The organism is Serratia sp. B501 (genome assembly GCF_051172315.1).
Taxonomy (GTDB): Bacteria; Pseudomonadota; Gammaproteobacteria; order Enterobacterales; family Enterobacteriaceae; genus Serratia; species Serratia ureilytica.
Genome location: NZ_JBPIZB010000001.1, coordinates 1,006,970 through 1,030,724, shown reverse-complemented (window position 1 = coordinate 1,030,724; position 23,755 = coordinate 1,006,970). Strand labels below are relative to the sequence as shown.

Genomic DNA, 23,755 nt, shown 5'->3' with positions numbered 1-23,755 from the left:
GATTTTCACATGAAAGTAACAGTTTTTGGTATTGGTTATGTGGGTCTGGTGCAGGCCGCCGTACTGGCTGAAGTAGGCCATGACGTTATGTGTATTGACGTCGATGAGCGAAAAGTCGAAAACCTGAAAAAAGGGAATATCCCGATTTTCGAACCGGGTCTGACGCCGCTGGTGCAGCAAAACTATGAGGCCGGCCGTCTGCATTTCACCACCGATGCCAAAGCGGGCGTGGCGCACGGGACTATCCAGTTCATCGCCGTCGGCACGCCGCCGGATGAAGACGGTTCCGCCGATCTGAAGTACGTCACCGCGGTGGCGCGCACTATCGCCGAGCACATGGCCGATCGCAAAGTGGTGATCGACAAATCCACCGTGCCGGTCGGTACGGCGGACAAGGTGCGTCAGGTGATGGCTGAAACGCTGGCGAAACGCGGCAGCAACGTGCCGTTTGACGTGGTATCCAACCCGGAATTCCTGAAGGAAGGCGCGGCGGTGGCAGACTGCATGCGTCCTGAGCGCATCGTGATCGGTACCGACAATAAAGATGTGATCGAGCCTATTCGCGAGCTGTACGAACCGTTTAACCGCAATCACGATCGCATGATCATGATGGATATCCGCAGCGCGGAGCTGACCAAATATGCCGCTAACTGCATGCTGGCGACCAAGATCAGCTTTATGAACGAAATGTCCAACCTGGCGGAAATGCTGGGCGCGGACATTGAGAAAGTGCGTCAGGGCATCGGTTCCGACTCACGCATCGGCTATCACTTCATCTACCCGGGTTGCGGCTACGGCGGCTCTTGCTTCCCGAAAGATGTCCAGGCGCTGATCCGTACGGCGGAGCAGATCGGTTACCAACCGAAGCTGTTGCAGGCGGTAGAGCAGGTCAACTATCAGCAGAAAGACAAGCTGAACAGCTTTATCAACGACTACTTCGGCGGCGATCTGAAGGGTAAAACCTTCGCGCTGTGGGGGCTGGCGTTCAAGCCGAATACCGATGACATGCGTGAAGCTTCCAGCCGCGTGCTGATGGAACAGCTGTGGGCCGCAGGCGCCATCGTTCAAGCCTACGATCCGGAGGCGATGAACGAAGTTCAGCGCATCTATGGCCAGCGTGACGATTTGAAGCTGGTGGGCACCAAAGAGGCTGCATTGCACGGCGCCGATGCGCTGGTGATCTGCACCGAATGGCAGAACTTCCGCGCGCCGGACTTCGATGTGATCAAGGGCGCGTTGAAGCAGCCGGTGATCTTCGATGGCCGTAACCTGTACGATCCGGAGCGTTTGGAAAATCGCGGCTTTACCTATTACGCAATTGGCCGCGGCGCCTCGATTAAACCGGTTATTTAAGGAGTGAGCATGAAATTCCTGGTTACAGGCGCCGCAGGGTTTATTGGCTATCACGTTGCAGAGCGTTTGTTGACCGCCGGTCATCAGGTTGTCGGCATTGATAACCTGAATGATTATTATGACGTGGGCCTGAAAATGGCCCGTCTGGATCGACTGGCGGATAAGCCGGGATTCCGCTTTATCAAGCTGGATTTGGCCGATCGTGAAGGCATGGCGGCATTGTTTGCCGAGCATCAGTTCCAGCGAGTCATTCATTTGGGGGCTCAAGCCGGCGTACGTTATTCGCTGGTCAATCCGTTGGCTTATGCCGATGCCAACCTGATCGGTCATTTAAACGTTTTGGAAGGCTGCCGTCATAATAAGGTTGAGCATTTACTTTACGCCTCTTCCAGCTCGGTATATGGCCTGAATCGCAAGCTGCCGTTTGCCACCGAAGATTCTGTCGATCATCCGGTGTCACTGTATGCGGCGACTAAAAAAGCCAACGAGCTGATGTCACACAGCTATTCCCATTTATACGGTCTCCCGACAACCGGGCTGCGGTTCTTTACGGTATATGGTCCCTGGGGGCGCCCGGATATGGCGCTGTTCAAGTTTACCAAAGCCATATTGGCCGGGGAGAGCATCGACGTATATAACCACGGTGAAATGCACCGAGATTTTACTTACATCGATGACATCGCCGAGGCGATAGTGCGGTTGCAGGCGGTTATTCCGCAGGCGGATCCGTCATGGACCGTTGAACAGGGATCGCCGGCAACCAGTTCAGCGCCGTATCACGTTTATAATATCGGCAATAACACCCCCGTTAAACTGATGGAATATATCAGTGCGTTGGAGAAGGCATTGGGGGTGACGGCCCGTAAGAATATGCTGCCGATGCAACCGGGCGATGTGATGGATACCAGCGCGGATACGGAAGAGCTTTATCGTGACATTGGCTTTAAACCGGAAACCAGCGTTGAAGAGGGCGTGAAGCGCTTTGTTGACTGGTATAAGGCATTCTATCAGGTTCAATAATTGAACGCGGATAAATGCGACAGAAGGGACCTTGGGGTCCCTTTTTTTTTCGCTGCGATCTCATGTACGGCGCAAAAGCGAATTAGGATATTTACTAAAAGGAGAGAGGAATGACGGGATCAGGGTTATACGCTCTAAAAATGAAAAGGCCCCCCGCAGGGAGCCTTTCAGATACGGACTGAATCGCTATTACAGCAGGAAATCATCCAGAGATTTACCTTGCTCTTCGATTGCTTTCTTAATCACCGCAGGAGTACGGCCTTGGCCGGTCCAGGTTTTCAGTTCGCCGTTTTCGTCTTTATATTGGTATTTAGCTGGACGTGCTGCACGTTTTGCTTTGCCGGCAGCCTTGTTGGCAGCCATGGTTTGCAGCAGTTCATTTGGATCGATACCGTCAGCAATCAGCATTTCGCGGTATTGCTGCAGTTTACGAGTGCGTTCTTCGATTTCTGCTTGAGCCTGGCTGTCTTCTTCGCGACGTTCGTTCACAACAACTTCCAGTTTCTCGAGCATTTCTTCCAGCGTTTCCAGTGTGCATTCTCTTGCCTGGGCGCGCAGAGTGCGGATGTTGTTCAAAATCTTTAATGCTTCGCTCATTGTCCTAGTCTCAAATTATATTGGTGGGGGGCGTCTCGATAATAATAGAGTGCTCTTTTCTTTTCTGCAATAGCCAAATTGGCTTGAATACTCAAATTTACCTTTAAAAAAACCGTTAATCGGATCAGTCCGACTAATAATAGGAAGGGCTGTTAACTATTACCCTTGGCACGCTTAAGTCAAAATTTCAGCAGACAGGCTTTAAAAGGCGCGTATCACAAGGCTTTCATCGATAAGTTATCGTAGTAATTTATATCAATATTACAATGAGTTCTGTGGGCTTAATCACGCCACGGCAGGCCAGACATTGTAAACAATAGGGGTATATAGGTAAAGATTGCGTCAGTAAACCTTGGCGCGTCGGTGCAGGTGATTAAATGCCCGGTATTGGGCTCGCGTATAATAGACGGGGGCTCCGCCGCGGCTGCAGCGCCAGCGAGAGGGAATGGGCAAGTCGGCATTAATGGGCAAATCACCGGGCTTAACCATTAGCAAGAATTAATAGTGATGACAGGCATACATTATCCTGTAAATAGCTGTAAAAAGAACAGGCCGACAGAACGATATGTTTCGCTTGAAAGCGCATTATTACGGCGAACGCAATATTCGTTCGCTTTGGGCTGAGGCGGGGGGCGGGTTATGGTACACTTACCGTCCTAATCAACATTTTGAATATTTCTTATACCATCGGAGTTGCGGGGCCATGGCTCAACTTTATTTTTATTACTCTGCGATGAATGCCGGCAAGTCCACCGCGCTGTTACAGTCTTCATATAACTATCAAGAGCGCGGTATGCGCACGCTGGTGTTCACCGCGGAGATCGATCACCGCTTTGGCGTAGGCAAAGTCAGTTCGCGCATTGGTTTATCCTCGCAGGCCCAGCTCTATAACAACGACTCGATGCTGTACGCCATGATCCAGCAAGAGCATCAACAGCAGCCGGTGCATTGTGTGCTGCTGGATGAAAGCCAATTCCTGACCAAAGCGCAGGTTGAGCAATTATGCGATGTGGTGGACCAACTGGACATTCCCGTATTGTGTTACGGCTTGCGTACCGATTTTCTCGGCGAGTTGTTTACCGGCAGCCAATATTTGCTGGCCTGGGCCGATAAACTGGTGGAATTGAAAACCATCTGTCACTGCGGGCGTAAAGCCAACATGGTGTTGCGGTTGGATGAGAATGGCAAGGCGATGCACGCCGGCGAGCAGGTGGTGATTGGCGGTAACGAGAGCTATGTCTCCGTCTGTCGCAAGCATTATAAAGAGGCGATTCACTCCCTGGAGTAGGGGCGAAAATGCCGCCAGCGCCCGCTGAGGCGTTTTGGCGGCGGGATAAGAAAAACCGCGCGCCAGGCGCAATAAAAAACCCGCCATTCGGCGGGTTTTTTCATCGGTTCACGGAACCGTTATTTCTTGGACTTCTTTACCGCGGTTTTGGCTGCGACCGGTGCAGCCGCTTCCTCTTCCACCGTTTCGCTGAATTCGCGACCATAGAAGGTATCCAGCATGATTTGCTTGAGTTCGGCAATCAGCGGATAGCGTGGGTTGGCGCCGGTGCATTGGTCGTCGAAAGCGTCTTCCGACAGCTTGTCGACTTTCGCCAGGAAGTCGGCTTCTTGCACACCCGCCTCACGGATGGAAGCTGGGATGCCCAACTCGGTTTTCAGCTCGTCCAGCCAGGCCAGCAACTTCTCAATCTTCTGCGCGGTGCGGTCGCCCGGTGCGCTCAGGCCGAGGTGGTCGGCGATTTCAGCGTAGCGGCGGCGCGCCTGAGGGCGGTCGTACTGGCTGAAGGCCGTTTGCTTGGTCGGGTTGTCGTTCGCGTTGTAACGAATGACGTTGGAAATCAGCATCGCGTTCGCCAGGCCGTGCGGAATGTGGAACTCCGAACCCAGTTTGTGCGCCATGGAGTGACAAACCCCGAGGAAGGCGTTGGCGAAAGCGATACCGGCGATGGTGGCGGCGTTGTGCACGCGTTCACGGGCAACCGGGTTCTTCGCGCCTTCTTTATAGCTGGCCGGCAGATACTCTTTCAACAGTTTCAACGCTTGCAGCGCCTGGCCGTCAGAGTATTCGTTCGCCAGCACCGACACGTAGGCTTCCAGCGCGTGGGTCACCGCATCCAGGCCGCCGAAGGCGCACAGGGATTTCGGCATGTTCATCACCAGGTTAGCGTCGACAATCGCCATGTCCGGGGTCAGCGCATAGTCGGCCAGCGGGTATTTCTGCCCGGTGGCGTCGTCGGTTACGACGGCGAATGGCGTGACTTCCGAACCGGTGCCTGACGTCGTGGTGATGGCGATCATCTTCGCTTTGACGCCCATTTTCGGGAACTTGTAGATACGCTTTCGGATGTCCATGAAGCGCAGCGCCAGATCCTCGAAGTGGGTTTCAGGATGTTCGTACAGCACCCACATGATTTTCGCGGCGTCCATCGGCGAGCCGCCGCCCAGCGCGATGATGACGTCCGGTTTGAAGGAGTTCATCTGCTCGGCGCCTTTACGCACGATGCTCAGCGTCGGATCGGCTTCCACTTCGAAGAACACTTCGGTTTCGATGCCGTGTGACTTGAGAACCTTGGTGATCTGGTCAGCATAGCCGTTGTTGAACAGGAAACGGTCGGTCACGATGAAGGCGCGTTTCGCCCCGTCGGTCGCCACTTCTTCCAGCGCGATTGGCAGCGAGCCACGGCGGAAGTAGATCGATTTCGGAAGTTTATGCCACAACATGTTTTCTGCTCGCTTCGCTACAGTTTTCTTGTTGATCAGGTGCTTAGGTCCGACGTTTTCAGAGATGGAGTTACCACCCCAGGAACCGCAACCCAGCGTCAGCGAAGGCGCGAGTTTGAAGTTATACAGGTCGCCGATACCGCCCTGAGAAGCCGGGGTGTTGATCAGGATGCGAGCCGTTTTCATTTTATCGCCGAAGTAGGCGATGCGAGCCGTTTGGTTATCCTGGTCGGTATACAGGCAAGAGGTGTGGCCTATACCGCCCATGGCGACCAATTTTTCGGCTTTGGCGACGGCGTCTTCGAAGTCTTTGGCGCGGTACATCGCCAGCGTCGGCGACAGTTTTTCATGGGCGAAAGGTTCGGACTCGTCGACCAGCTTCACTTCACCGATCAGCACTTTGGTGTTGGCCGGCACTTTAATGCCTGCCATTTCGGCGATTTTCGGCGCGGATTGCCCGACGATGGCCGCGTTCAGGCCGCCGTTTTTCAGGATGATGTCCTGCACCGCCTTCAGTTCTTTGCCCTGCAGCAGATAGCCGCCGTGGGAAGCGAAGCGCTCGCGTACCGCATCATAGATAGCGTCAACGACGATGACCGACTGTTCGGAAGCGCAGATAACGCCGCTGTCGAAGGTTTTGGACATCAGGATAGAGGCGACCACGCGTTTGATGTCTGCGGTCTCGTCCACCACGACCGGCGTGTTACCGGCGCCTACGCCGATTGCCGGTTTGCCGGAGCTGTAGGCGGCTTTCACCATGCCCGGGCCACCGGTGGCCAGGATCAGGTTGATGTCAGGGTGGTGCATCAGCTGGTTGGACAGCTCGACGGTAGGTTGGTCGATCCAACCGATGATGTCTTTCGGCGCGCCGGCGGCGATAGCGGCTTGCAGCACGATGTCGGCGGCTTTGTTGGTGGCATTCTTCGCACGCGGGTGCGGCGAGAAGATGATGCCGTTGCGGGTTTTCAGGCTGATCAGCGCTTTGAAGATCGCGGTAGAAGTTGGGTTGGTGGTAGGAACGATACCGCAAATCAGGCCGATAGGTTCGGCGATGGTGATGGTACCGAAAGTGTCATCTTCAGACAGGATGCCACAGGTTTTTTCATCTTTATAGGCGTTGTAGATGTACTCGGAAGCGAAGTGGTTTTTGATCACTTTGTCTTCGACGATACCCATTCCGGATTCTTCCACGGCCATTTTGGCCAACGGGATACGGGCATCAGCAGCGGCGAGGGCGGCAGCGCGGAAGATTTTATCCACTTGCTCTTGAGTGAAGTTGGCATATTCGCGCTGGGCTTTTTTGACACGGGCGACAAGCTCGTTCAGTTCAGCGACATTCGTTACAGCCATAATGCTCTCCTGATAATGTTAAACTCTTTCAGTAAATAAGCCGTGCGAGCCACTAGTATAGTCGTAACGGGGATAAGCGGTGATGAGAATACCGGGGTCTTCCCGCGTTATTTCTTCGCATGCTGCTGATTTGCTTAAAGAGCTTCACCCTACGCCAACTGGAGGGGCAGGCAGTGAGGAGAACGGAACCGGCGATGCCGCGGCCTACTTTGTTCTACTCCCTGACTACGACTAAGAGCTTACCCACTGTTGGGTAGTTGATTTGTGATCTAAATCATGAAAAGTGCAAGCTGACACCTTTCAGCTTGGTGTTTTTGAGAGTGATTCTCAATAACTGTGATCGGCGACTCTTTTTTCAACATAAAAAATCAAAAGGCCATACATCACTTTAACAAAGGGCATTTGTTTTGTTGCCTAACTTGCTGGTAGTCAAAAATGCTGCTCTGGCCGGATGGATTACCCGCGGCAATTCCATTACATTAGCGCGCATAGTCAGCACACCTTTACAGCAATTAACGCGGAGCCATCTGTGGGCCAATCTCTGTTGGATCTTTCCGGCTTTATCAAGTTCTTTGTCGGTCTGTTTGCGCTGGTCAACCCGGTGGGCATCTTGCCGGTGTTTATCAGCATGACCAGTTACCAGGCGGAAGCGGGGCGCAATAAAACCAACCTGACCGCCAACCTGTCGGTTGCCATCATTCTATGGACATCGCTGTTCCTGGGTGAAGGGATATTGCGGATGTTCGGCATCTCCATCGATTCGTTCCGCATCGCCGGCGGTATTTTGGTGGTGACCATCGCCATGTCGATGATCAGCGGCAAGCTGGGTGAAGATAAGCAGAACAAACAGGAGAAATCAGAGAGCGCGATCCGCGAAAGCATCGGCGTGGTGCCGTTAGCGCTGCCGTTGATGGCGGGGCCGGGGGCGATCAGTTCCACCATCGTGTGGAGTTCCCGTTATCACAATTGGCAAAGCCTGCTCGGCTTTACGGTGGCGATCGCCTTATTCGCTTTTTGCTGCTGGTTATTGTTCCGCGCCGCGCCGCTGTTGGTGCGTTTGCTTGGGCAGACCGGCATCAACGTGATCACCCGTATCATGGGCCTGTTGCTGATGGCGCTCGGGATCGAATTTATCGTTACCGGCATTAAGGCGATATTCCCCGGCCTGCTGTAATCGCTCTCGTTTGGCCGCGTCTCTGTCCTTGAGCGCGGCTAAAATTAATTTTAAAAGTTAAATTATTTATTGGTTCGCATTATTATAGTGCACAAGATGAATAAAATTTATGCCATTGCACTCTTATGTTGCATAAATCTCATGTTGCTGCTTAAAAAAAACGCTAAGCGTTATTTCAGACACTTTTCTTTCCCCATTTCCGCGCGTTTTCTCCTCGTTAAACGGTAAAGCTGTTGTTAAATTAATCACATCATTCTGTGGGGCTTGTCTCACTTTCATCCAGGTGTTATTAGTGATTAACCGCCTGTAGGCAGGTGTTTGTTCTTTGAATGGCTGGTTTGTTAACTGAATGTTTCTTTGTGTGGCGACGGGATTGTGTCGACAGTTTCAAATGAAACTAATTTTGAGTTTTCTCCTTTAAAATCAAAGCTGTTTTCATGTTTCTCCTTGCCCTTCATCACAAGGGCTGGATCGGGCTTGGTGCGATAAAAGAGAATTGCTTAACATTTTTGTAAAATTTATTGGCTATGGAATTTGGCTTCTGCTAATTTCCGAGCAACTTTCCCGTGGTCAATTAACTGAAATGCGCCATAAAAACGGGAATGATTTTTGCTGGTATCCGTTTATTTAGAATTCTTATAAACACTTCACAAACTTCGATAAGCGATGCTTGTCGGTGAAAAGGAGCCTCGATTATGCAGCAAACCCTGAAGCGCACTTCTTTGACCTTGTTGATTAGCGGCGCGTTGAGCGTCATCGCCGTAAATAGCAGTTTGGCGGCGGAGGTTCCGGCCGGCGTCCAATTGGCGCAGCAGCAGAATATTGTCATCAACAACGGCAGCGAAGTGGCTTCATTGGATCCGCATAAGGTCGAGGGCGTACCCGAGAGCAATATCATTCTTAACCTGCTGGAAGGGCTGGTGAGCACCGACGCCAACGGGCATGTAGTGCCGGCGGCGGCAGCGAGCTGGGAAAACCAGGATTATCGGCAGTGGACCTTCCACCTGCGCCCCGGCGCGGTGTGGAGCGACGGCAGCCCGGTCACCGCGCAAGACTTCGTCTACAGTTGGCAGCGCCTGGCCGATCCGAAGATCGCTTCTCCCTACGCCAGTTACCTGCAGTACACCAAAGTCGAGAATATCGACGACATCCTGACCGGCAAAAAGAGCCCGCAGACTCTCGGCGTCAAGGCGCTGGACGATCAAACGCTGCAGGTGACCCTGAGCGAACCGGTGCCGTATTTCATCAGCATGCTGAGCCACACGTCGCTCAAACCGGTCAAACGCGCGGTGGTGGAGAAATTCGGCGACAAATGGACGCTGCCCGCCAACTATGTCGGCAACGGCGCTTACCGCCTGAAAGAGTGGGTGGTGAACGAGCGCATTGTGCTGGAGCGCAGCCCGAGCTACTGGAATAACAAGCAGACGGTGATCAACCAGGCGACCTTCCTGCCGATCGCTTCTGAAGTCAGCGACGTCAATCGCTTCCGCAGCGGCGAGATCGATATCACCAACAGCGCCATTCCGCCGTACCTGTACGTCAAAATGAAGCGCGAAGTGCCCGAGCAACTGCACGTTAACCCTTATCTGTGCACTTTCTATTACGAACTCAATAACCAGCGGGCGCCGTTCACCGATCCGCGGGTGCGTGCGGCGGTGAAGATGACGCTGGATCGCGACATTATCGCCAACAAAATCATGGGCCAGGGGCAGATCCCGGCCTACAGCTTCACGCCGACCTTCACCGAAGGCGCCAACTTCACGCAGCCCGCGTGGGCCGGCTGGAGCCAGGAACAGCGCAACGCCGAAGCCAAAAAACTGCTGGCGGAAGCGGGTTACAGCGCCGCCAAGCCGCTGAAGTTCTCGCTGCTGTACAACACCTCCGATCAAAACAAACAGCAGGCGATCGCCGCCGCATCGATGTGGAAGAAGAACCTCGGCGCCGACGTCACGCTGCGCAACCAGGAGTGGAAGACCTCGCTGGAAAGCCGCCATCAGGGGCAGTACGACGTGGCGCGCGCCACCTGGTGCGGGGATTACAACGAGCCGAGCGCCTTCCTGAACCTGGTGCTGTCCAACAGCAGCATCAACACCGTGTTTTACAAGAGCCCGGCGTTCGACGCCATCATGGCCGCCACGCTGAAGGCGCCGGATGAAGCCGCGCGCGCCGCGCTCTACCAACAGGCGGAAACGCAGTTGGACAAAGACTCCGCATTGATTCCGGTGTATTACCGCGTCAGCGCGCGTTTGATCAAACCGACGGTAGGCGGGTTCACCGGCAAAGATCCGCTGGACTATACCGACGTTAAAAATCTGTACATCATCAAGCAGTAAAAGGGGTATTCCTCACGCTGAACTGCAGGGGAATATGGGGAAGGCCCGCCGCCGCATTCGTTCCGCAGCGGCGGGAAAACAGAGTCCGCTTACGGGCAACGCAGGTTCCACGAAGAGCCTGTGATAATAAAAAACTGGAGTCGATAAGTATGACCAACATCACGAAGAAAACCCTCATTGCCGCCGGCGTCATCGCCGCGCTCGGCATCACAGCAACCACCTCCGCCTTCGCGGCCGACGTTCCTGCAGGCGTGCAACTGGCCGACAAGCAAGAAATCGTCAAGAACAACGGTTCCGAAGTGCAGTCGCTTGACCCGCATAAAATCGAGGGCGTGCCGGAAAACAACGTGACCCGCGATCTGATGGAAGGTCTGGCGAACAACAGTCCGGACGGTTCCATCGTGCCGGGCGTCGCGGAAAGCTGGGATAACAAGGATTTCAAAGTTTGGACCTTCCACCTGCGTAAAGACGCCAAATGGTCCAACGGCAAGCCGGTGACGGCGCAAGATTTCGTATACAGTTGGCAGCGCGTGGTGGATCCGAAAACCGCGTCGCCTTACGCCAGCTACCTGCAGTACGCCCACGTAGAAAACGTCGATGACATCATCGCCGGTAAAAAAGACAAGTCGACGCTGGGCGTGAAGGCCATCGACGACCACACCTTCCAGGTGACCCTGAGCGAGCCGGTGCCTTATCTGGTTGAAATGACCCCGCACTACGCCATGAAACCGGTCTATAAGGACGCGGTAGAGAAGTTTGGCGAGAAGTGGACGCTGCCGGCCAACTACGTCAGCAATGGCGCCTACAAACTGAAAGACTGGGTTGTCAACGAACGCATCGTACTGGAACGTAACCCGGAATACTGGGATAACGCCAAAACCATCATCAATAAAGTGACGTTCCTGCCTATTTCGTCGGAAGTGACCGACGTTAACCGCTACCGCACCGGTGAAATCGACATGACCTACAACAACATGCCGATCGAACTGTTCCAGAAGTTGAAGAAAGAGATCCCGAAAGAGGTGCACGTCGATCCTTATCTGTGCACCTACTATTACGAAATCAACAACCAGAAGGCGCCGTTCACCGATGCGCGCGTGCGTGAAGCGCTGAAGCTGGGCATGGACCGCGACATTATCGTCAACAAGGTGAAAAACCAGGGCGATCTGCCGGCCTACAGCTTTACGCCGCCATACACCGACGGCGCCAAGCTGACCCCGCCGGAGTGGTTCGGCTGGACGCAGGAAAAACGCAACGAAGTGGCGAAGAAACTGCTGGCGGACGCCGGCTACGGCCCGGGTAAACCGCTGACCTTCTCCCTGCTGTACAACACCTCCGACTTGCACAAGAAGCTGGCGATCGCCGCCGCCTCTATCTGGAAGAAAAACCTGGGCGTGGACGTGAAGCTGGTGAACCAGGAGTGGAAAACCTTCCTGGATACCCGCCATCAGGGCACCTATGACGTATCGCGCGCCGGCTGGTGCGCCGACTACAACGAGCCGAGCTCGTTCCTGAACATGATGCTGTCCGACAGCAGCAGTAACACCCCGCACTATAAGAGCGCCGAGTTCGACAAACTGATGGCCAACGTGTTGACCGCGAAGACCAAAGACGAACGCGCCGACCTGTATCAGAAAGCGGAAGTGCAGCTGGATAAAGATTCCGCCATCGTTCCGCTGTATTACTACGTGAACGCCCGTTTGGTGAAACCTTACGTCGGTGGCTACACCGGCAAAGACCCGCTTGATAACGTGTACGACAAAAACCTGTACATCATCAAGCATTGATACGGTAAGAGCCGGCGGCGCAGGCCGCCGGCCCATGTTGAGAATAATAAGCCGTCATCAGGCTGTCGCACAGGGTTAGGGCAATGCTGAAATTTATACTTCGTCGCTTGTTGGAAGCGATCCCGACACTATTTATCCTTATTACCATCTCATTCTTCATGATGCGCCTCGCGCCCGGCAGTCCATTTACCGGGGAACGCGCATTGCCGCCGGAAGTCATGGCGAATATCGAAGCCAAATACCATTTGAACGACCCGATCTGGAAACAGTACGGTCATTATCTGGCGCAGCTTGCGCAGGGAGACTTCGGCCCGTCCTTTAAATACAAGGACTATTCGGTCAACGATTTGGTGGCCAGTTCTTTCCCGGTGTCTGCCAAGCTCGGTCTGGCCGCGTTTCTGTTGGCGGTGGTGCTGGGCGTTAGCGCCGGCGTGATCGCGGCGTTGAATCAAAACACCAAATGGGACTATACGGTGATGGGGTTCGCCATGACCGGGGTGGTGATACCCAGTTTCGTGGTGGCGCCGCTCTTGGTGCTGATCTTCGCGATTACGTTGAAATGGCTGCCGGGCGGCGGCTGGAACGGCGGCGCGCCTAAGTTCATCATCTTGCCGATGGTGGCGCTGTCGCTGGCCTATATCGCCAGCATCGCCCGTATCACGCGCGGCTCGATGATTGAAGTGCTGCACTCCAACTTCATTCGCACCGCGCGCGCCAAAGGTTTGCCGATGCGCCGCATCATTTTCCGCCACGCGCTGAAGCCGGCGCTGCTGCCGGTACTGTCCTACATGGGCCCGGCGTTCGTCGGGATCATCACCGGCTCGATGGTGATCGAAACCATCTACGGTCTGCCGGGGATCGGCCAGCTGTTCGTTAACGGCGCGCTGAACCGCGACTACTCCCTGGTGTTGAGCCTGACCATTCTGGTGGGCGCTCTGACCATTCTGTTCAACGCGATCGTCGATGTGCTGTATGCGGTCATCGATCCGAAAATCCGTTATTAATCTGGAGCACGCGAATGATGTTGACTAAAAAGAACAGCGAAGCTCTGGAGCACTTCAGCGAGAAGCTGGAAGTGGAAGGGCGCAGCCTGTGGCAAGACGCGCGTCGGCGCTTTATGCACAACCGCGCGGCGGTCGGCAGCCTGTTCATTCTGGCGCTGATCACGCTGTTTGTGGTGCTGGCGCCGATGCTGTCGCAATTTGCCTACGACGATACGGATTGGGCGATGATGTCCGCCGCGCCGAGCATGGAATCGGGGCACTACTTCGGCACCGACTCCTCCGGACGTGATCTGCTGGTGCGCGTGGCGATCGGCGGGCGCATCTCGCTGATGGTCGGCGTGGCCGCCGCGCTGGTGGCGGTAGTGGTGGGCACCCTGTACGGCGCGATGTCCGGCTATCTGGGCGGTAAGGTCGACTCGGTGATGATGCGCCTGCTGGAGATCCTCAACTCCTTCCCGTTCATGTTCTTCGTTATCCTGCTGGTGACCTTCTTTGGACAGAATATCCTGCTGATCTTCGTGGCGATCGGCATGGTGTCGTGGCTGGATATGGCGCGTATCGTGCGCGGGCAAACCCTTGGCCTGAAGCGCAAGGAGTTCATCGAAGCGGCGCTGGTGTGCGGCGTCTCCACGCGCAACATCGTGCTGCGGCATATCGTGCCTAACGTCCTCGGCGTGGTGGTGGTGTATGCCTCGCTGCTGGTGCCGAGCATGATCCTGTTCGAATCCTTCCTCAGCTTCCTGGGGCTGGGCACGCAGGAACCGTTGAGCAGCTGGGGCGCATTGCTCAGCGACGGCGCCAACTCAATGGAAGTTTCACCGTGGTTGCTGCTGTTCCCGGCGGGTTTCCTGGTCGTCACTCTGTTCTGTTTCAACTTTATCGGCGATGGCCTGCGTGACGCCCTCGACCCGAAAGATCGTTAAGGAGTGCAACCATGAGCACCATTGAACATCCTCAACTGCAAACCGCCACCGGCGTCAAAGCGTCGCCGCTGCTGGACGTGAAAGACCTGCGCGTCACGTTTTCCACCCCGGACGGCGACGTGACGGCGGTGAACGATCTGAACTTCGATCTGCGCGCCGGTGAAACGCTGGGCATCGTCGGTGAATCCGGCTCCGGCAAATCGCAGACCGCGTTCGCCCTGATGGGGCTGCTGGCCAGCAATGGCCGCATCGGCGGCTCGGCCAAATTCAACGGCCGTGAAATCCTCAACCTGCCGGAAAATCAGCTCAACAAACTGCGGGCCGAGGAAATCTCGATGATCTTCCAGGACCCGATGACCTCGCTGAACCCTTATATGCGCGTTGGCGAACAGCTGATGGAAGTGCTGATGCTGCATAAGAAAATGAGTAAAAGCGAAGCCTTCGAAGAGTCGGTGCGCATGCTCGACGCGGTGAAAATGCCGGAAGCGCGCAAGCGCATGCGCATGTACCCGCACGAGTTTTCCGGCGGCATGCGCCAGCGCGTGATGATCGCCATGGCGCTGCTGTGCCGGCCGAAGCTGCTGATCGCCGATGAACCGACCACCGCGCTGGACGTGACCGTCCAGGCGCAGATCATGACGTTGCTCAACGAGCTGAAGCGCGAGTTCAACACCGCCATCATCATGATCACCCACGATCTGGGCGTGGTGGCCGGCATCTGCAACAAGGTGCTGGTGATGTACGCCGGGCGTACCATGGAATACGGCAGCGCGCGCGAGGTGTTCTACCAGCCGAGCCACCCGTATTCCATCGGTCTGTTGAACGCGGTGCCGCGTCTCGATGCCGAAGGCGAGGCGTTGCTGACTATTCCCGGCAACCCGCCGAACCTGCTGCGGTTGCCGAAAGGCTGCCCGTTCCAGCCGCGCTGCCCGTACGCCATGGAACAGTGCGCGAGCGCTCCGCCGTTGGAGCAATTTGGGGAAGGGCGCCTGCGCGCCTGCTTTAAACCGGTGGAGGCGTTGGTATGACAGCGGTAACCGACAAGAAAGTGCTGCTCGAAGTGGCCGATCTGAAAGTGCACTTCGACATTCATGACGACAAGCAGTGGTTCTGGCAGCCGCCGAAAACCCTGAAGGCGGTCGACGGCGTTACGCTGCGGCTGTTCGAAGGGGAAACCCTGGGCGTGGTCGGCGAATCCGGCTGCGGCAAATCCACCTTCGCGCGCGCCATCATCGGCCTGGTGAAGGCCACCAGCGGGCGCGTCGCCTGGCTGGGTAAAGATCTGCTGGGCATGAGCGACGCCGACTGGCGCAAAACACGCAGCGATATCCAGATGATCTTCCAGGATCCGCTGGCTTCGCTCAACCCGCGCATGACCATCGGCGAAATCATCGCCGAGCCGCTGCGCACCTACTACCCGAAAATGCCGCGTCAGGAAGTGAAGGACAAGGTCAAGGCGATGATGCTGAAGGTCGGCCTGCTGCCTAACCTGATCAACCGTTATCCGCACGAGTTCTCCGGCGGCCAGTGCCAGCGTATCGGCATCGCGCGCGCGCTGATCCTCGAACCGAAGCTGGTGATCTGCGACGAGCCGGTCTCCGCGTTGGACGTGTCGATTCAGGCGCAGGTGGTGAACCTGCTGCAGCAGCTGCAGCGCGAAATGGGGCTGTCATTGATCTTTATCGCCCACGATTTGGCGGTGGTGAAGCACATTTCCGATCGCGTGCTGGTGATGTATCTGGGCCATGCGGTGGAGCTGGGCACCTATGACGAGGTGTACCACAATCCGCAGCACCCTTACACCAAGGCGCTGATGTCGGCGGTGCCGATCCCGGATCCGGACAAGGAGAAGGAAAAGCAGATCCAGCTGTTGGAAGGGGAGCTGCCTTCGCCGATCAACCCGCCGTCCGGCTGCGTGTTCCGCACCCGCTGCCCGATCGCCGGGCCGGAGTGCGCCAAGACGCGCCCGCTGCTGGAGGGCAGTTTCCGCCATGCGGTTTCGTGCCTGAAGGTCGATCCGCTGTAATGCGCCGCTAGCCGGCAACAAAAAGCCCCGCTTATTCAGCGGGGCTTTTTTTATCCGAAACGTTAGCGGTGAATCACTCTTTCCACAGAATGTGGCACAGCTTGTGGTCTTTCTCGCGGCAGATCAGCACGCGGGCGAACACGTCGTTGATCGGCTCGCCGTCGCTGTCCGCCAGACCGATCACCACTTCGGCGAAGAAGTCCGGGTTCAGGTCGTAATCCACGTGCTCGCTCCAGTCTTCGGAGGGGTCGTACAGTTCTGCGCCGCCGCGCTCTTCAAACTGCAGATTGAACAGCAGAATATCCGCCGGATCCAGATTGTCGCCGGCCAATTCGAGGAAGATGTCGTAGGCCTGTTCCAGCGTTTCGTCTTCGGTAAGGCGGTTATTCAAGTCCATAAAAAAATCCTGATAACAAATGATTTGGCGCTATTAAAGCACGCTCGCCGCGGCTTTTACAGCAACGGGCTGAAAAAGTAGAACAGGCGCTCGACCAGGCGGTGCCAGAACGGCCGCTTCAGCCACTCTTTGGCGTTCAGCAGCTTGGAGCGAGCGATGTAATCTTCCTGCACGCAGGCCAGATCGCTGCCGAAGCCGTCGTCGTCGATCACCAGGGTGATTTCGAAATTCAGCCACAGGCTGCGCATATCCAGATTGACGGTGCCGACCAGGCTGAGCTGGCCGTCGACCAGCACGCTCTTGGTGTGCAGCAGGCCGCCTTCGAACTGATAGATTTTCACGCCGGCTTCCAGCAGCTCGGAGAAGAACGCGCGGCTGGCCCAGCGCACCATCATCGAATCGTTGTAGCGCGGCACGATGATGCTGACCTCGACGCCGCGCAGAGCGGCGGTGCAGATGGCGTGCAGCAGATCGTCGCTCGGCACGAAGTACGGCGTGGTCATGATCAGCTGTTCGCGCGCGGAATAAACCGCGGTCAGCAGCGCCTGGTGGATCATTTCCTCGGGGAAGCCGGGGCCGGAGGCGATCACCTGAATGGTGTGGCCGCTTTCCTGCTCGAACGGCATGATGTTGACGTCCGGCGGCGGCGGCAGAATGCGCTTGCCGGTTTCAATTTCCCAGTCGCAGGCATAGACGATGCCCATGGTGGTGGCCACCGGGCCTTCCATGCGCGCCATCAGATCGATCCATTGACCGACGCCCGCATCCTGTTTGAAATAGCGCGGATCGACCATGTTCATGCTGCCGGTATAGGCGATGTAGTTGTCGATCAGCACCACCTTGCGGTGCTGGCGCAGATCCATGCGGCGCAGGAATACGCGCAGCAGGTTGACCTTCAGCGCTTCGACCACTTCGATGCCGGCGTTGCGCATCATCGCCGGGTAGGGGCTGCGGAAAAATTGCAGGCTGCCGGCGGAGTCCAGCATCAGACGGCAGTGTACGCCGCGCCGCGCGGCGGCCATCAGCGATTCGGCCACCTGATCGACCAGGCCGCCGGGCTGCCAGATATAGAACACCATTTCGATGTTGTGGCGCGCCAGCTCGATGTCGCGGATCAGCGCTTTCAGCGTGTCGTCGGTGGTGGTGAGCAACTGCAGCTGGTTGCCCTTGACGCCGTCGATGCCCTGGCGGCGGTTGCACAGCTGGAACAGCGGTTCGGCGACTTTACTGTATTCGGTGGCGAAGATGCGGCGACTCTCTTTCAGCTCTTTCAGCCAGCGCGCGGTCGACGGCCACATGGCCTTGGCGCGCTCGGCCCGGCGCTTGCCCAGATGCAGCTCGCCGAACGATAAATAGGCGACGATGCCGAACAGCGGCAGAATATAGATAACCAGCAACCAGGCCATGGCAGAGGGAACCGCACGGCGTTTCATCAAAATGCGCATCGTCACGCCGGCGATCAGCAGCCAGTAGCCGAACACCATGAGCCAACTGATTACGGTATAAAATGTTGTCATAAAGGCGAAAAATCCCGTTCGCAAACCACCAATGATGAGTGTACGCACAGATCGGGCAAGGCGAAACCTTTTATCGGCGCTTATGTTACATAAATATGATGAAGTTAAGGCACTTGCCGAAACCGAAAGGGCGGCTTTTAGCGGCGCGGCGCCTGCGATGTCGCCGATAACGGCGACTTGGATCGCGGGCTGAAAGGGCTATAATGCCCGCGGTTGGCATTAGACGAACGAGTGACGGAATTATGAGACGCAGTAGAAATGAAGTGGGCCGTTGGCGAATGTTGCGGCAGAGCCAACGCCGTCGGCATCGTTGGCTGGAGCGCCAGTCTTGCAGCAATCGCCATATTATCCGGGTGCGCCGTCGCCTGGACGATCAGCATCGGCGCGCGCTGCTGTTTGCGGTATCCTGCGAGTGGTAAAACGAAAACAGTCCCGTGAGGGACTGTTTTGTTATGGCGCCTGGGTTTATTTGCCGAGGTAGGCGTTGAGCATCCAGACCTGTTTTTCCTGCTCTTTGATGTAATCGCTCATCAGCGACGCGGTGCCTTCGTCGCCGGCGTCCGCCGCGACCGTCAGCAGTTCACGCTGCTGCTGCAGCAAGATTGAATACCCTTCCAACAGGCCGCGCAGCGTGCCCTTATCATCGGTCACGTTGGTGTGTTCCTTGATATCGGCGGTTTTCAGATAGTCGCTGTAAGCGTGGCGCGGCTGCGAGCCCAGCGTCAGAATGCGTTCCGCCAGCTCATCCACCTTGGTCAGCAGATCGTTGTAAGTTTCTTCGAATTTCGCGTGCAGCTCAAAGAATTGCGGGCCGGTAATATTCCAGTGATAGCCGCGCACATTCATATACAGCACCTGATAATTCGCCAACAGCGCATTTAGCGCTTCGGCGAGTTTTGCCGATTGTTTACTGTCGAGGCCGATATGGGTTTTCGCTGCTTTCTTCGCCGTTGCCATAATAATCTTCTCCTGATTATTCGTTCCAAGGGTAGACAGAATCAATTTCCATAGCTGTTACAGTAACCGGATTTATCGCAGGGTTAAACACGATAACAGGCATCATTGCCATCGCTCAAACCGATGACGATAAATCCGTCGAGCAAATTGCCGAATCAGTTTACGCAGGATCCGCAGGCGAAAAAAGCCGCTTTTATCGGTTACTTGCGCAGCGCCAGTTTTACCACGCCGGCGCCCAGCGCCATTAACAGCGCGGCGGCGATCAGCACCATGATAAACGCGCGATCAAAGGCCAAACGCGCCAACTGCGTCAGCTGCTGCGCGCGATCGGCCGCCATCCCGGCAGCCAGGCGCAACGCCTCGTCGATGCTGTCGTAAGCCAACTCGCTGACCGGCAGCTCCGCCGGCAGCGCCAGACTATGGCTGTAGACCGCCGTCATCAGCCCGCCGAGCAACGTCACGCCCAGTACGCCGCCCAGCTCGTAGGAAACGTCCTCGATCGACGCCGCCATGCCGGATTTCTCCTCCGGCGCGTTCAGCATGATGGCGGTGGACGCGGCGGTGATCACGCCGCCGAGACCAAAGCCCACCAACGCCAGGCTCACCAGCTGCAGCGCCATGCTGCTTTGATACAACAGGGCGAGGGCGGCGATGCCGAAGGCGGTCAGGGCGAAACCGCCGAGGATGATGCTGCGTTCGCCATAGCGCGGCAACAGTAAACCGGCCATCGGCCCCGCCAGCGCCGAGGCCAGCGGGATCGGCAAAATAAACAGCGCCGCCTGCAGCGGACTGAGGCCGAGCACCAGCTGCAGGCGTTGGCTGAGCACCAGCTCGACGCCGATCAGGGCCACCATCGACAGCAGTGCCACGCCGATGCCGCCGGCGAACAGCCGGTTGCGGAACAGGGAGAAATCGATCATCGGGTGGGCGCTGCGCTGCTGGCGACGCACGAACAGCGCCAGGAACAGGATGCCGATCAGGGCCGCTGCGAGCAACGCGCTGACGTCAGGCGCCGGCTTACTCAGTTCCTTCAGCGCATAGATAGCGCCGACCAGACCGATCATGATCTGCACCGAGCCGACGATATCGGCGGGGCGCGGGTTATCGCCGCCGCAGCGGGGGATCAGTTTCCACGCCAGCGGCCAGACCAGCAACACCACCGGTACGTTGATCAGGAACACCGATCCCCACCAGAAATACTCCAGCAGCAGGCCGCCGACCACCGGGCCGATGGCCGCGCCGCCCGAGGCCACCGAGGCCCAGATGCCGATCGCCAGCGCGCGTTCGCGTTCGTCGGTAAAGACGTGGCGCACGATGGACAGCGTGGCGGGCATCATCATTGCCGCGCCAACGGCGAGGAACACCCGTGCGGCGATCAGCCATTCGGCGGTTGGCGAAAACGCGGCACACAGCGAAGCGACGGCAAACACCGGCAGCCCGGCGAGAAACAGCCGCTTATGGCCGACGCGATCGCTCAGCATGCCGGCGCCGGGCAGCAGCCCGGCGACCACCAGCGGGTAGGCGTTGACGATCCAGAGTTTTTGCGAGGCGCTGGCGTCCAGCGCCTGGGTTAAACGCGGCAGGGCGGTATATAACACCGTCATATCGATAACAATCAGGAAAAGGGCGCTGGCGACCATCGTCAGGATCAACCAGCGGTTCTTGGCGTACATAAGTCATAATCCAGTTTACGTGGGCGGCGCGAAGGCGCCGCCATTGCGGTAACCCTCCGGCGATGCCGAGTGGTATACTGGTGATAATATATATCCATACGTTCGTATTGAAAAGAAGGGTTTCTTAATGGGACGTCAACGCAGCATCGATCGCGACAAGGTTTTGGACACCGCCGAAGAGATCGTCGCCACCCAGGGCGCCGCCGGTTTGACCATCGACGCCGTCGCCAAAGCGATGGGGATCTCCAAGGGCGGGGTGCAGTATTGCTTCGGCAGCAAAGACGCCCTGATCGACGCGATGTTCGATCGCTGGGGCAGCGCCTATGAAACGCTGTTCGCGGAGATCGCCGGCGACGATCCTTCGCCGCAGACCGGCGTGCGGGCGCATATGTTGGCTACCCAAAGTTCGGATCAGACCTCCAGCGCCAAGGCCGCCGGGTTGATGGCGACGCTGATTCAAACGCCGGAGCATCTGGCGAGCACGCGCGAATGGTACCGCAGCCGCATCGCCGGGCTGGATTTGACTACCGAAGAGGGTAAGCGCGCGCGGCTGGCGTTTCTGGCCACCGAAGGCGCCTTTATGCTGCGTTATTTCGGTTTGATGGATATCGGCCAGGCGGAATGGGAAACGATGTTCGCCGATATGCAGGCGTTGATTTTAACGGGCAGCGCCTATCGCACTGATAGCTAGTAAAGCGTGCGGCGAAAGGCGTATGTTTATCGCACAAGATATTCCCTCGAAGAACTTTTTAGCCAGCCCCTCCGTGCTGGCTTTTTTTTGCCTGCGGCAAGCTTCGGAGCAAAGGCCCCCTGAGTACAGGGGGCGCCGGACATTACTTGCGCGCGTCCAACAGTTGCTGGGCATTCTCTGCGGTGACGACGGTCCACGGAATATAATAATGTTTCTGCGTGCCGCCCTCCCATTTCAGATCTTTGGCGTACTGTTTCCAGATATCCGACTGTGGTTGATAACTTTCCCCTTTCACGGCGCGCAGCGCGACGTCGATGGAACCCTGCATCTGGCCTTTGGCATCTTGCAGGATAGAGACCATTTCACCGGCCTGCACCGCATGAATCGCGTCGGAAACGCCGTCGACGCCCGCAATGGCAAAGTCTTTCACGTTCAGGCCGGCCCCTTTAATCGCTTCGATGGCGCCCAGCGCCATCTCGTCGTTCTGGCCAATCACGCCGTTGATTTTGCCCCGGTGTTTCTGCAGCCAGTTTTCCATCAGCGGCTGCGCTTCCGCGCGTGACCAGTTGGCCGTTTTACGTTCAAGCACGGTCACCTGGCCGGCGCCGCACTCGGCAATCGCTTTATCATTACCCTTGCCGCGCTGGATCTCACCGCTGCCGCCTTTCGGGCCTTCGATAATCACCACGTTCACCTTCTGGTTCTTGCAGTCGAGTTTGTCCAGTACGGCTTTGGCTTCCAGATACCCGCCCAGCTCGTCATTAGACACCACTTCAGACGTCATCGCGTCCGTGTTCAGGCGCGCGTTGGTGACCACCACCGGAATTTTGGCTTCGTTGGCATTAGTGACGATATCGATATTGGCCTCAAAATCCATCGGGTTGACGATAATGGCATCGGCGCGCGTCTGGATAGCGGTGGCGGCCTGATCGTTTTGCACCGATGCATCATAACGCCCATCGTAGAAGGTCAGCACGGCTTCGCCGCTTTTCACCGCCGGGTGTTCTTTCCCGAACCTTTCCATCAATTGCACGAACTCGGCTTTGTTGCCGTACATCAATACCGCGATTTTAACCGGGGCGGCCTGAGCCGCCGACAGGCTGCCGAACAGCATGGCAGAGGCAAACAACGCTATCTTGGTCTTATTCATGGTTTTCTCCTGGTAGAGTTGGGTCTGATGTTATTAATCGCGCTGTTGCTTACGCGAGGGGTCGAGCAAGACGGCAAGAACGATCAATGCGCCTTTGATAATTTGTTGGTAGTACGATTGCACGCCGAGCAGATCGAGGCCGTTGTTCATCACCCCGATAATCAGCACGCCGAAGAAGGTGCCGACCAGCGTACCGACGCCGCCGGCCATGCTGGTGCCGCCGATCACCACCGCCGCGATAGCGTCCAGCTCATACCCAGCGCCGGCGTTGGTTTGCGCCGAACCGGTGCGCGCGGTGAGGATCAGGCCGGCGATGCCGGCCAGCGCGCCGCACAGCGTATACACCAGTATTTTGATGCGCGTGACGTTAATCCCCGAGGTGCGCGCGCTTTTCGGGTTGCCGCCGACGGCGTAGATGTAGCGCCCGAAGAGGGTTTTATTCAGCACCAGCCAGGCGAGGGCGAACAGCACGATGAAGATGATGACGGGCACCGGAACGCCGCCGACATAGCCATTGCCTAACCAGCGGAAATCGCTGTTCAATTGCGATACTGGATTGCCGTTGGTGGTCAACATGGTTAACCCGCGCGCCGCGGAGAGCATGCCCATGGTGACGATAAACGGCTGCAACCGGTAGCGAGCCAACACGGTGCCGTTCACCAGGCCGCAGACGATGCCGATCCCCAGCGCCACGATCAGCGGCGCCATGACGGCGGTCGCGGTATCGCCGATAGCCAATCCGCTATTGTTGGTGGCGAAACGGGCGGCGACGATGCCGCTTAACGCCAGCACCGAGCCGACGGAGAGATCGACGCCTGCCGTGATGATGACGAAGGTCATGCCTATCGCCAGAATGCCGTTGATCGAGACCTGGCGCAGTACGATCAGGGTGTTTTCATTGCTGAGAAAATAATTGCTGCTCCAGGCCCCCTGGGCGACCTGATATTCGCCAATCAGCGCCACGATCAGGCACAGCGCGAAGAAGGCGATGATAATGCCGTATTTGTGCATACGGCGCTTATTGCGGGTGAAAAATGACATTCCTGGTGATAAGGAGTGGGCGCTGCTCATTT

The 23,755-nt window shown here is 56.7% G+C and carries 20 protein-coding genes; 12 read left to right on the top strand and 8 right to left on the bottom strand.

Annotated elements, in window-relative coordinates; translation table 11 throughout:
* Positions 1–9: 9 nt before the first annotated feature.
* Both ACSBQV_RS05035 and ACSBQV_RS05030 read left to right on the top strand, forming a co-directional pair.
* The gene (locus ACSBQV_RS05035; protein WP_099785847.1) at positions 10–1,353 is read left to right on the top strand and encodes a UDP-glucose dehydrogenase family protein; all 1,344 of its coding nucleotides are present in this window, start codon (positions 10–12) and stop codon (positions 1,351–1,353) included.
* Positions 1,354–1,362: 9 nt separating this feature from the next.
* Positions 1,363–2,373 carry an NAD-dependent epimerase gene (locus tag ACSBQV_RS05030; protein ID WP_033650223.1) on the top strand — a complete coding sequence of 337 codons (1,011 nt, stop codon included), beginning with the start codon at positions 1,363–1,365 and terminating at the stop codon, positions 2,371–2,373.
* Between the two features lie 189 nt (positions 2,374–2,562).
* Here ACSBQV_RS05030 and hns read toward each other — a convergent pair whose 3' ends face one another.
* Entirely contained in the window at positions 2,563–2,970 is a 408-nt protein-coding gene (gene hns / locus ACSBQV_RS05025) for a histone-like nucleoid-structuring protein H-NS (protein WP_004932170.1), read from the bottom strand.
* Positions 2,971–3,673: 703 nt separating this feature from the next.
* Here hns and ACSBQV_RS05020 point away from each other — a divergent pair.
* Complete coding sequence (locus ACSBQV_RS05020; RefSeq protein WP_033650224.1) at positions 3,674–4,258, top strand: thymidine kinase; 585 nt, start codon at positions 3,674–3,676, stop codon at positions 4,256–4,258.
* Between the two features lie 119 nt (positions 4,259–4,377).
* On the opposite strand, the gene adhE is transcribed toward ACSBQV_RS05020, so the two are convergent.
* Positions 4,378–7,050 carry a bifunctional acetaldehyde-CoA/alcohol dehydrogenase gene (gene adhE, locus ACSBQV_RS05015; protein ID WP_046898916.1) on the bottom strand — a complete coding sequence of 891 codons (2,673 nt, stop codon included), beginning with the start codon at positions 7,048–7,050 and terminating at the stop codon, positions 4,378–4,380.
* Between the two features lie 529 nt (positions 7,051–7,579).
* Between adhE and ACSBQV_RS05010 the strand changes: the two genes are divergently transcribed.
* The 7 genes from ACSBQV_RS05010 to oppF all read left to right on the top strand — a co-directional run bounded on the left by ACSBQV_RS05010 (position 7,580) and on the right by oppF (position 16,297).
* Positions 7,580–8,224 (top strand): YchE family NAAT transporter, encoded by a 645-nt coding sequence (locus ACSBQV_RS05010; protein WP_015378089.1) that lies wholly within the window; start codon positions 7,580–7,582, stop codon positions 8,222–8,224.
* A gap of 695 nt (positions 8,225–8,919) precedes the next feature.
* Positions 8,920–10,557 (top strand): ABC transporter substrate-binding protein, encoded by a 1,638-nt coding sequence (locus tag ACSBQV_RS05005; protein ID WP_033650226.1) that lies wholly within the window; start codon positions 8,920–8,922, stop codon positions 10,555–10,557.
* 149 nt (positions 10,558–10,706) lie between these two features.
* Positions 10,707–12,344, top strand: a complete 1,638-nt coding sequence (gene oppA / locus ACSBQV_RS05000; protein ID WP_033643298.1) for an oligopeptide ABC transporter substrate-binding protein OppA — start codon at positions 10,707–10,709, stop codon at positions 12,342–12,344.
* 83 nt (positions 12,345–12,427) lie between these two features.
* Positions 12,428–13,348: an oligopeptide ABC transporter permease OppB gene (gene oppB / locus ACSBQV_RS04995; protein WP_004932150.1), complete on the top strand. Its 921-nt coding sequence runs from the start codon at positions 12,428–12,430 to the stop codon at positions 13,346–13,348.
* A 14-nt stretch (positions 13,349–13,362) separates the two neighbouring features.
* Entirely contained in the window at positions 13,363–14,271 is a 909-nt protein-coding gene (gene oppC, locus ACSBQV_RS04990) for an oligopeptide ABC transporter permease OppC (protein ID WP_033643297.1), read from the top strand.
* 11 nt (positions 14,272–14,282) lie between these two features.
* Positions 14,283–15,299 carry an ABC transporter ATP-binding protein gene (locus ACSBQV_RS04985; RefSeq protein WP_033650227.1) on the top strand — a complete coding sequence of 339 codons (1,017 nt, stop codon included), beginning with the start codon at positions 14,283–14,285 and terminating at the stop codon, positions 15,297–15,299.
* Entirely contained in the window at positions 15,296–16,297 is a 1,002-nt protein-coding gene (oppF, locus tag ACSBQV_RS04980; protein ID WP_019452737.1) for a murein tripeptide/oligopeptide ABC transporter ATP binding protein OppF, read from the top strand. Before ACSBQV_RS04985 ends, oppF begins: the two co-directional genes overlap by 4 nt.
* 73 nt (positions 16,298–16,370) lie before the next feature.
* On the opposite strand, the gene ACSBQV_RS04975 is transcribed toward oppF, so the two are convergent.
* Entirely contained in the window at positions 16,371–16,694 is a 324-nt protein-coding gene (locus ACSBQV_RS04975) for an HI1450 family dsDNA-mimic protein (protein ID WP_004932139.1), read from the bottom strand.
* 56 nt (positions 16,695–16,750) lie between these two features.
* Positions 16,751–18,211, bottom strand: coding sequence for a cardiolipin synthase (gene cls / locus ACSBQV_RS04970; RefSeq protein WP_099785843.1), 1,461 nt, complete (start codon positions 18,209–18,211; stop codon positions 16,751–16,753).
* 242 nt (positions 18,212–18,453) lie between these two features.
* Here cls and ACSBQV_RS04965 point away from each other — a divergent pair, with 242 nt between their 5' ends.
* Positions 18,454–18,630, top strand: coding sequence for a YciY family protein (locus ACSBQV_RS04965; RefSeq protein WP_025159792.1), 177 nt, complete (start codon positions 18,454–18,456; stop codon positions 18,628–18,630).
* Between the two features lie 46 nt (positions 18,631–18,676).
* Here the strand turns inward: ACSBQV_RS04965 and ACSBQV_RS04960 are convergent, their stop codons facing one another.
* Together ACSBQV_RS04960 and smfY are read right to left on the bottom strand one after the other, a co-directional pair.
* A complete protein-coding gene (locus ACSBQV_RS04960) occupies positions 18,677–19,168 on the bottom strand; it encodes a Dps family protein (RefSeq protein ID WP_019452735.1) in 492 nt (163 codons plus the stop codon).
* 200 nt (positions 19,169–19,368) lie between these two features.
* The gene (gene smfY / locus ACSBQV_RS04955; protein WP_072627535.1) at positions 19,369–20,841 is read right to left on the bottom strand and encodes a multidrug efflux MFS transporter SmfY; all 1,473 of its coding nucleotides are present in this window, start codon (positions 20,839–20,841) and stop codon (positions 19,369–19,371) included.
* Between the two features lie 127 nt (positions 20,842–20,968).
* Here smfY and ACSBQV_RS04950 point away from each other — a divergent pair, with 127 nt between their 5' ends.
* Positions 20,969–21,532, top strand: coding sequence for a TetR/AcrR family transcriptional regulator (locus ACSBQV_RS04950; RefSeq protein ID WP_033650229.1), 564 nt, complete (start codon positions 20,969–20,971; stop codon positions 21,530–21,532).
* A gap of 142 nt (positions 21,533–21,674) precedes the next feature.
* Here ACSBQV_RS04950 and ACSBQV_RS04945 read toward each other — a convergent pair whose 3' ends face one another.
* Positions 21,675–22,682, bottom strand: a complete 1,008-nt coding sequence (locus tag ACSBQV_RS04945; protein WP_033643292.1) for a substrate-binding domain-containing protein — start codon at positions 22,680–22,682, stop codon at positions 21,675–21,677.
* Between the two features lie 33 nt (positions 22,683–22,715).
* Positions 22,716–23,753 (bottom strand): ABC transporter permease, encoded by a 1,038-nt coding sequence (locus ACSBQV_RS04940; protein ID WP_033643291.1) that lies wholly within the window; start codon positions 23,751–23,753, stop codon positions 22,716–22,718.
* Positions 23,754–23,755 lie beyond the last annotated feature (2 nt).

What these genes read in the sequence shown, in the direction of transcription:
- ACSBQV_RS05035 (WP_099785847.1), top strand. Translation starts at nt 10, where the DNA reads ATGAAAGTAACAGTTTTTGGTATTGGTTATGTGGGTCTGGTGCAGGCC.
- ACSBQV_RS05030 (WP_033650223.1), top strand. Translation starts at nt 1,363, where the DNA reads ATGAAATTCCTGGTTACAGGCGCCGCAGGGTTTATTGGCTATCACGTT.
- hns (WP_004932170.1), bottom strand. Translation starts at nt 2,970, where the DNA reads ATGAGCGAAGCATTAAAGATTTTGAACAACATCCGCACTCTGCGCGCC.
- ACSBQV_RS05020 (WP_033650224.1), top strand. Translation starts at nt 3,674, where the DNA reads ATGGCTCAACTTTATTTTTATTACTCTGCGATGAATGCCGGCAAGTCC.
- adhE (WP_046898916.1), bottom strand. Translation starts at nt 7,050, where the DNA reads ATGGCTGTAACGAATGTCGCTGAACTGAACGAGCTTGTCGCCCGTGTC.
- ACSBQV_RS05005 (WP_033650226.1), top strand. Translation starts at nt 8,920, where the DNA reads ATGCAGCAAACCCTGAAGCGCACTTCTTTGACCTTGTTGATTAGCGGC.
- oppA (WP_033643298.1), top strand. Translation starts at nt 10,707, where the DNA reads ATGACCAACATCACGAAGAAAACCCTCATTGCCGCCGGCGTCATCGCC.
- oppB (WP_004932150.1), top strand. Translation starts at nt 12,428, where the DNA reads ATGCTGAAATTTATACTTCGTCGCTTGTTGGAAGCGATCCCGACACTA.
- oppC (WP_033643297.1), top strand. Translation starts at nt 13,363, where the DNA reads ATGATGTTGACTAAAAAGAACAGCGAAGCTCTGGAGCACTTCAGCGAG.
- ACSBQV_RS04985 (WP_033650227.1), top strand. Translation starts at nt 14,283, where the DNA reads ATGAGCACCATTGAACATCCTCAACTGCAAACCGCCACCGGCGTCAAA.
- oppF (WP_019452737.1), top strand. Translation starts at nt 15,296, where the DNA reads ATGACAGCGGTAACCGACAAGAAAGTGCTGCTCGAAGTGGCCGATCTG.
- ACSBQV_RS04975 (WP_004932139.1), bottom strand. Translation starts at nt 16,694, where the DNA reads ATGGACTTGAATAACCGCCTTACCGAAGACGAAACGCTGGAACAGGCC.
- cls (WP_099785843.1), bottom strand. Translation starts at nt 18,211, where the DNA reads ATGACAACATTTTATACCGTAATCAGTTGGCTCATGGTGTTCGGCTAC.
- ACSBQV_RS04965 (WP_025159792.1), top strand. Translation starts at nt 18,454, where the DNA reads ATGAGACGCAGTAGAAATGAAGTGGGCCGTTGGCGAATGTTGCGGCAG.
- ACSBQV_RS04960 (WP_019452735.1), bottom strand. Translation starts at nt 19,168, where the DNA reads ATGGCAACGGCGAAGAAAGCAGCGAAAACCCATATCGGCCTCGACAGT.
- smfY (WP_072627535.1), bottom strand. Translation starts at nt 20,841, where the DNA reads ATGTACGCCAAGAACCGCTGGTTGATCCTGACGATGGTCGCCAGCGCC.
- ACSBQV_RS04950 (WP_033650229.1), top strand. Translation starts at nt 20,969, where the DNA reads ATGGGACGTCAACGCAGCATCGATCGCGACAAGGTTTTGGACACCGCC.
- ACSBQV_RS04945 (WP_033643292.1), bottom strand. Translation starts at nt 22,682, where the DNA reads ATGAATAAGACCAAGATAGCGTTGTTTGCCTCTGCCATGCTGTTCGGC.
- ACSBQV_RS04940 (WP_033643291.1), bottom strand. Translation starts at nt 23,753, where the DNA reads ATGAGCAGCGCCCACTCCTTATCACCAGGAATGTCATTTTTCACCCGC.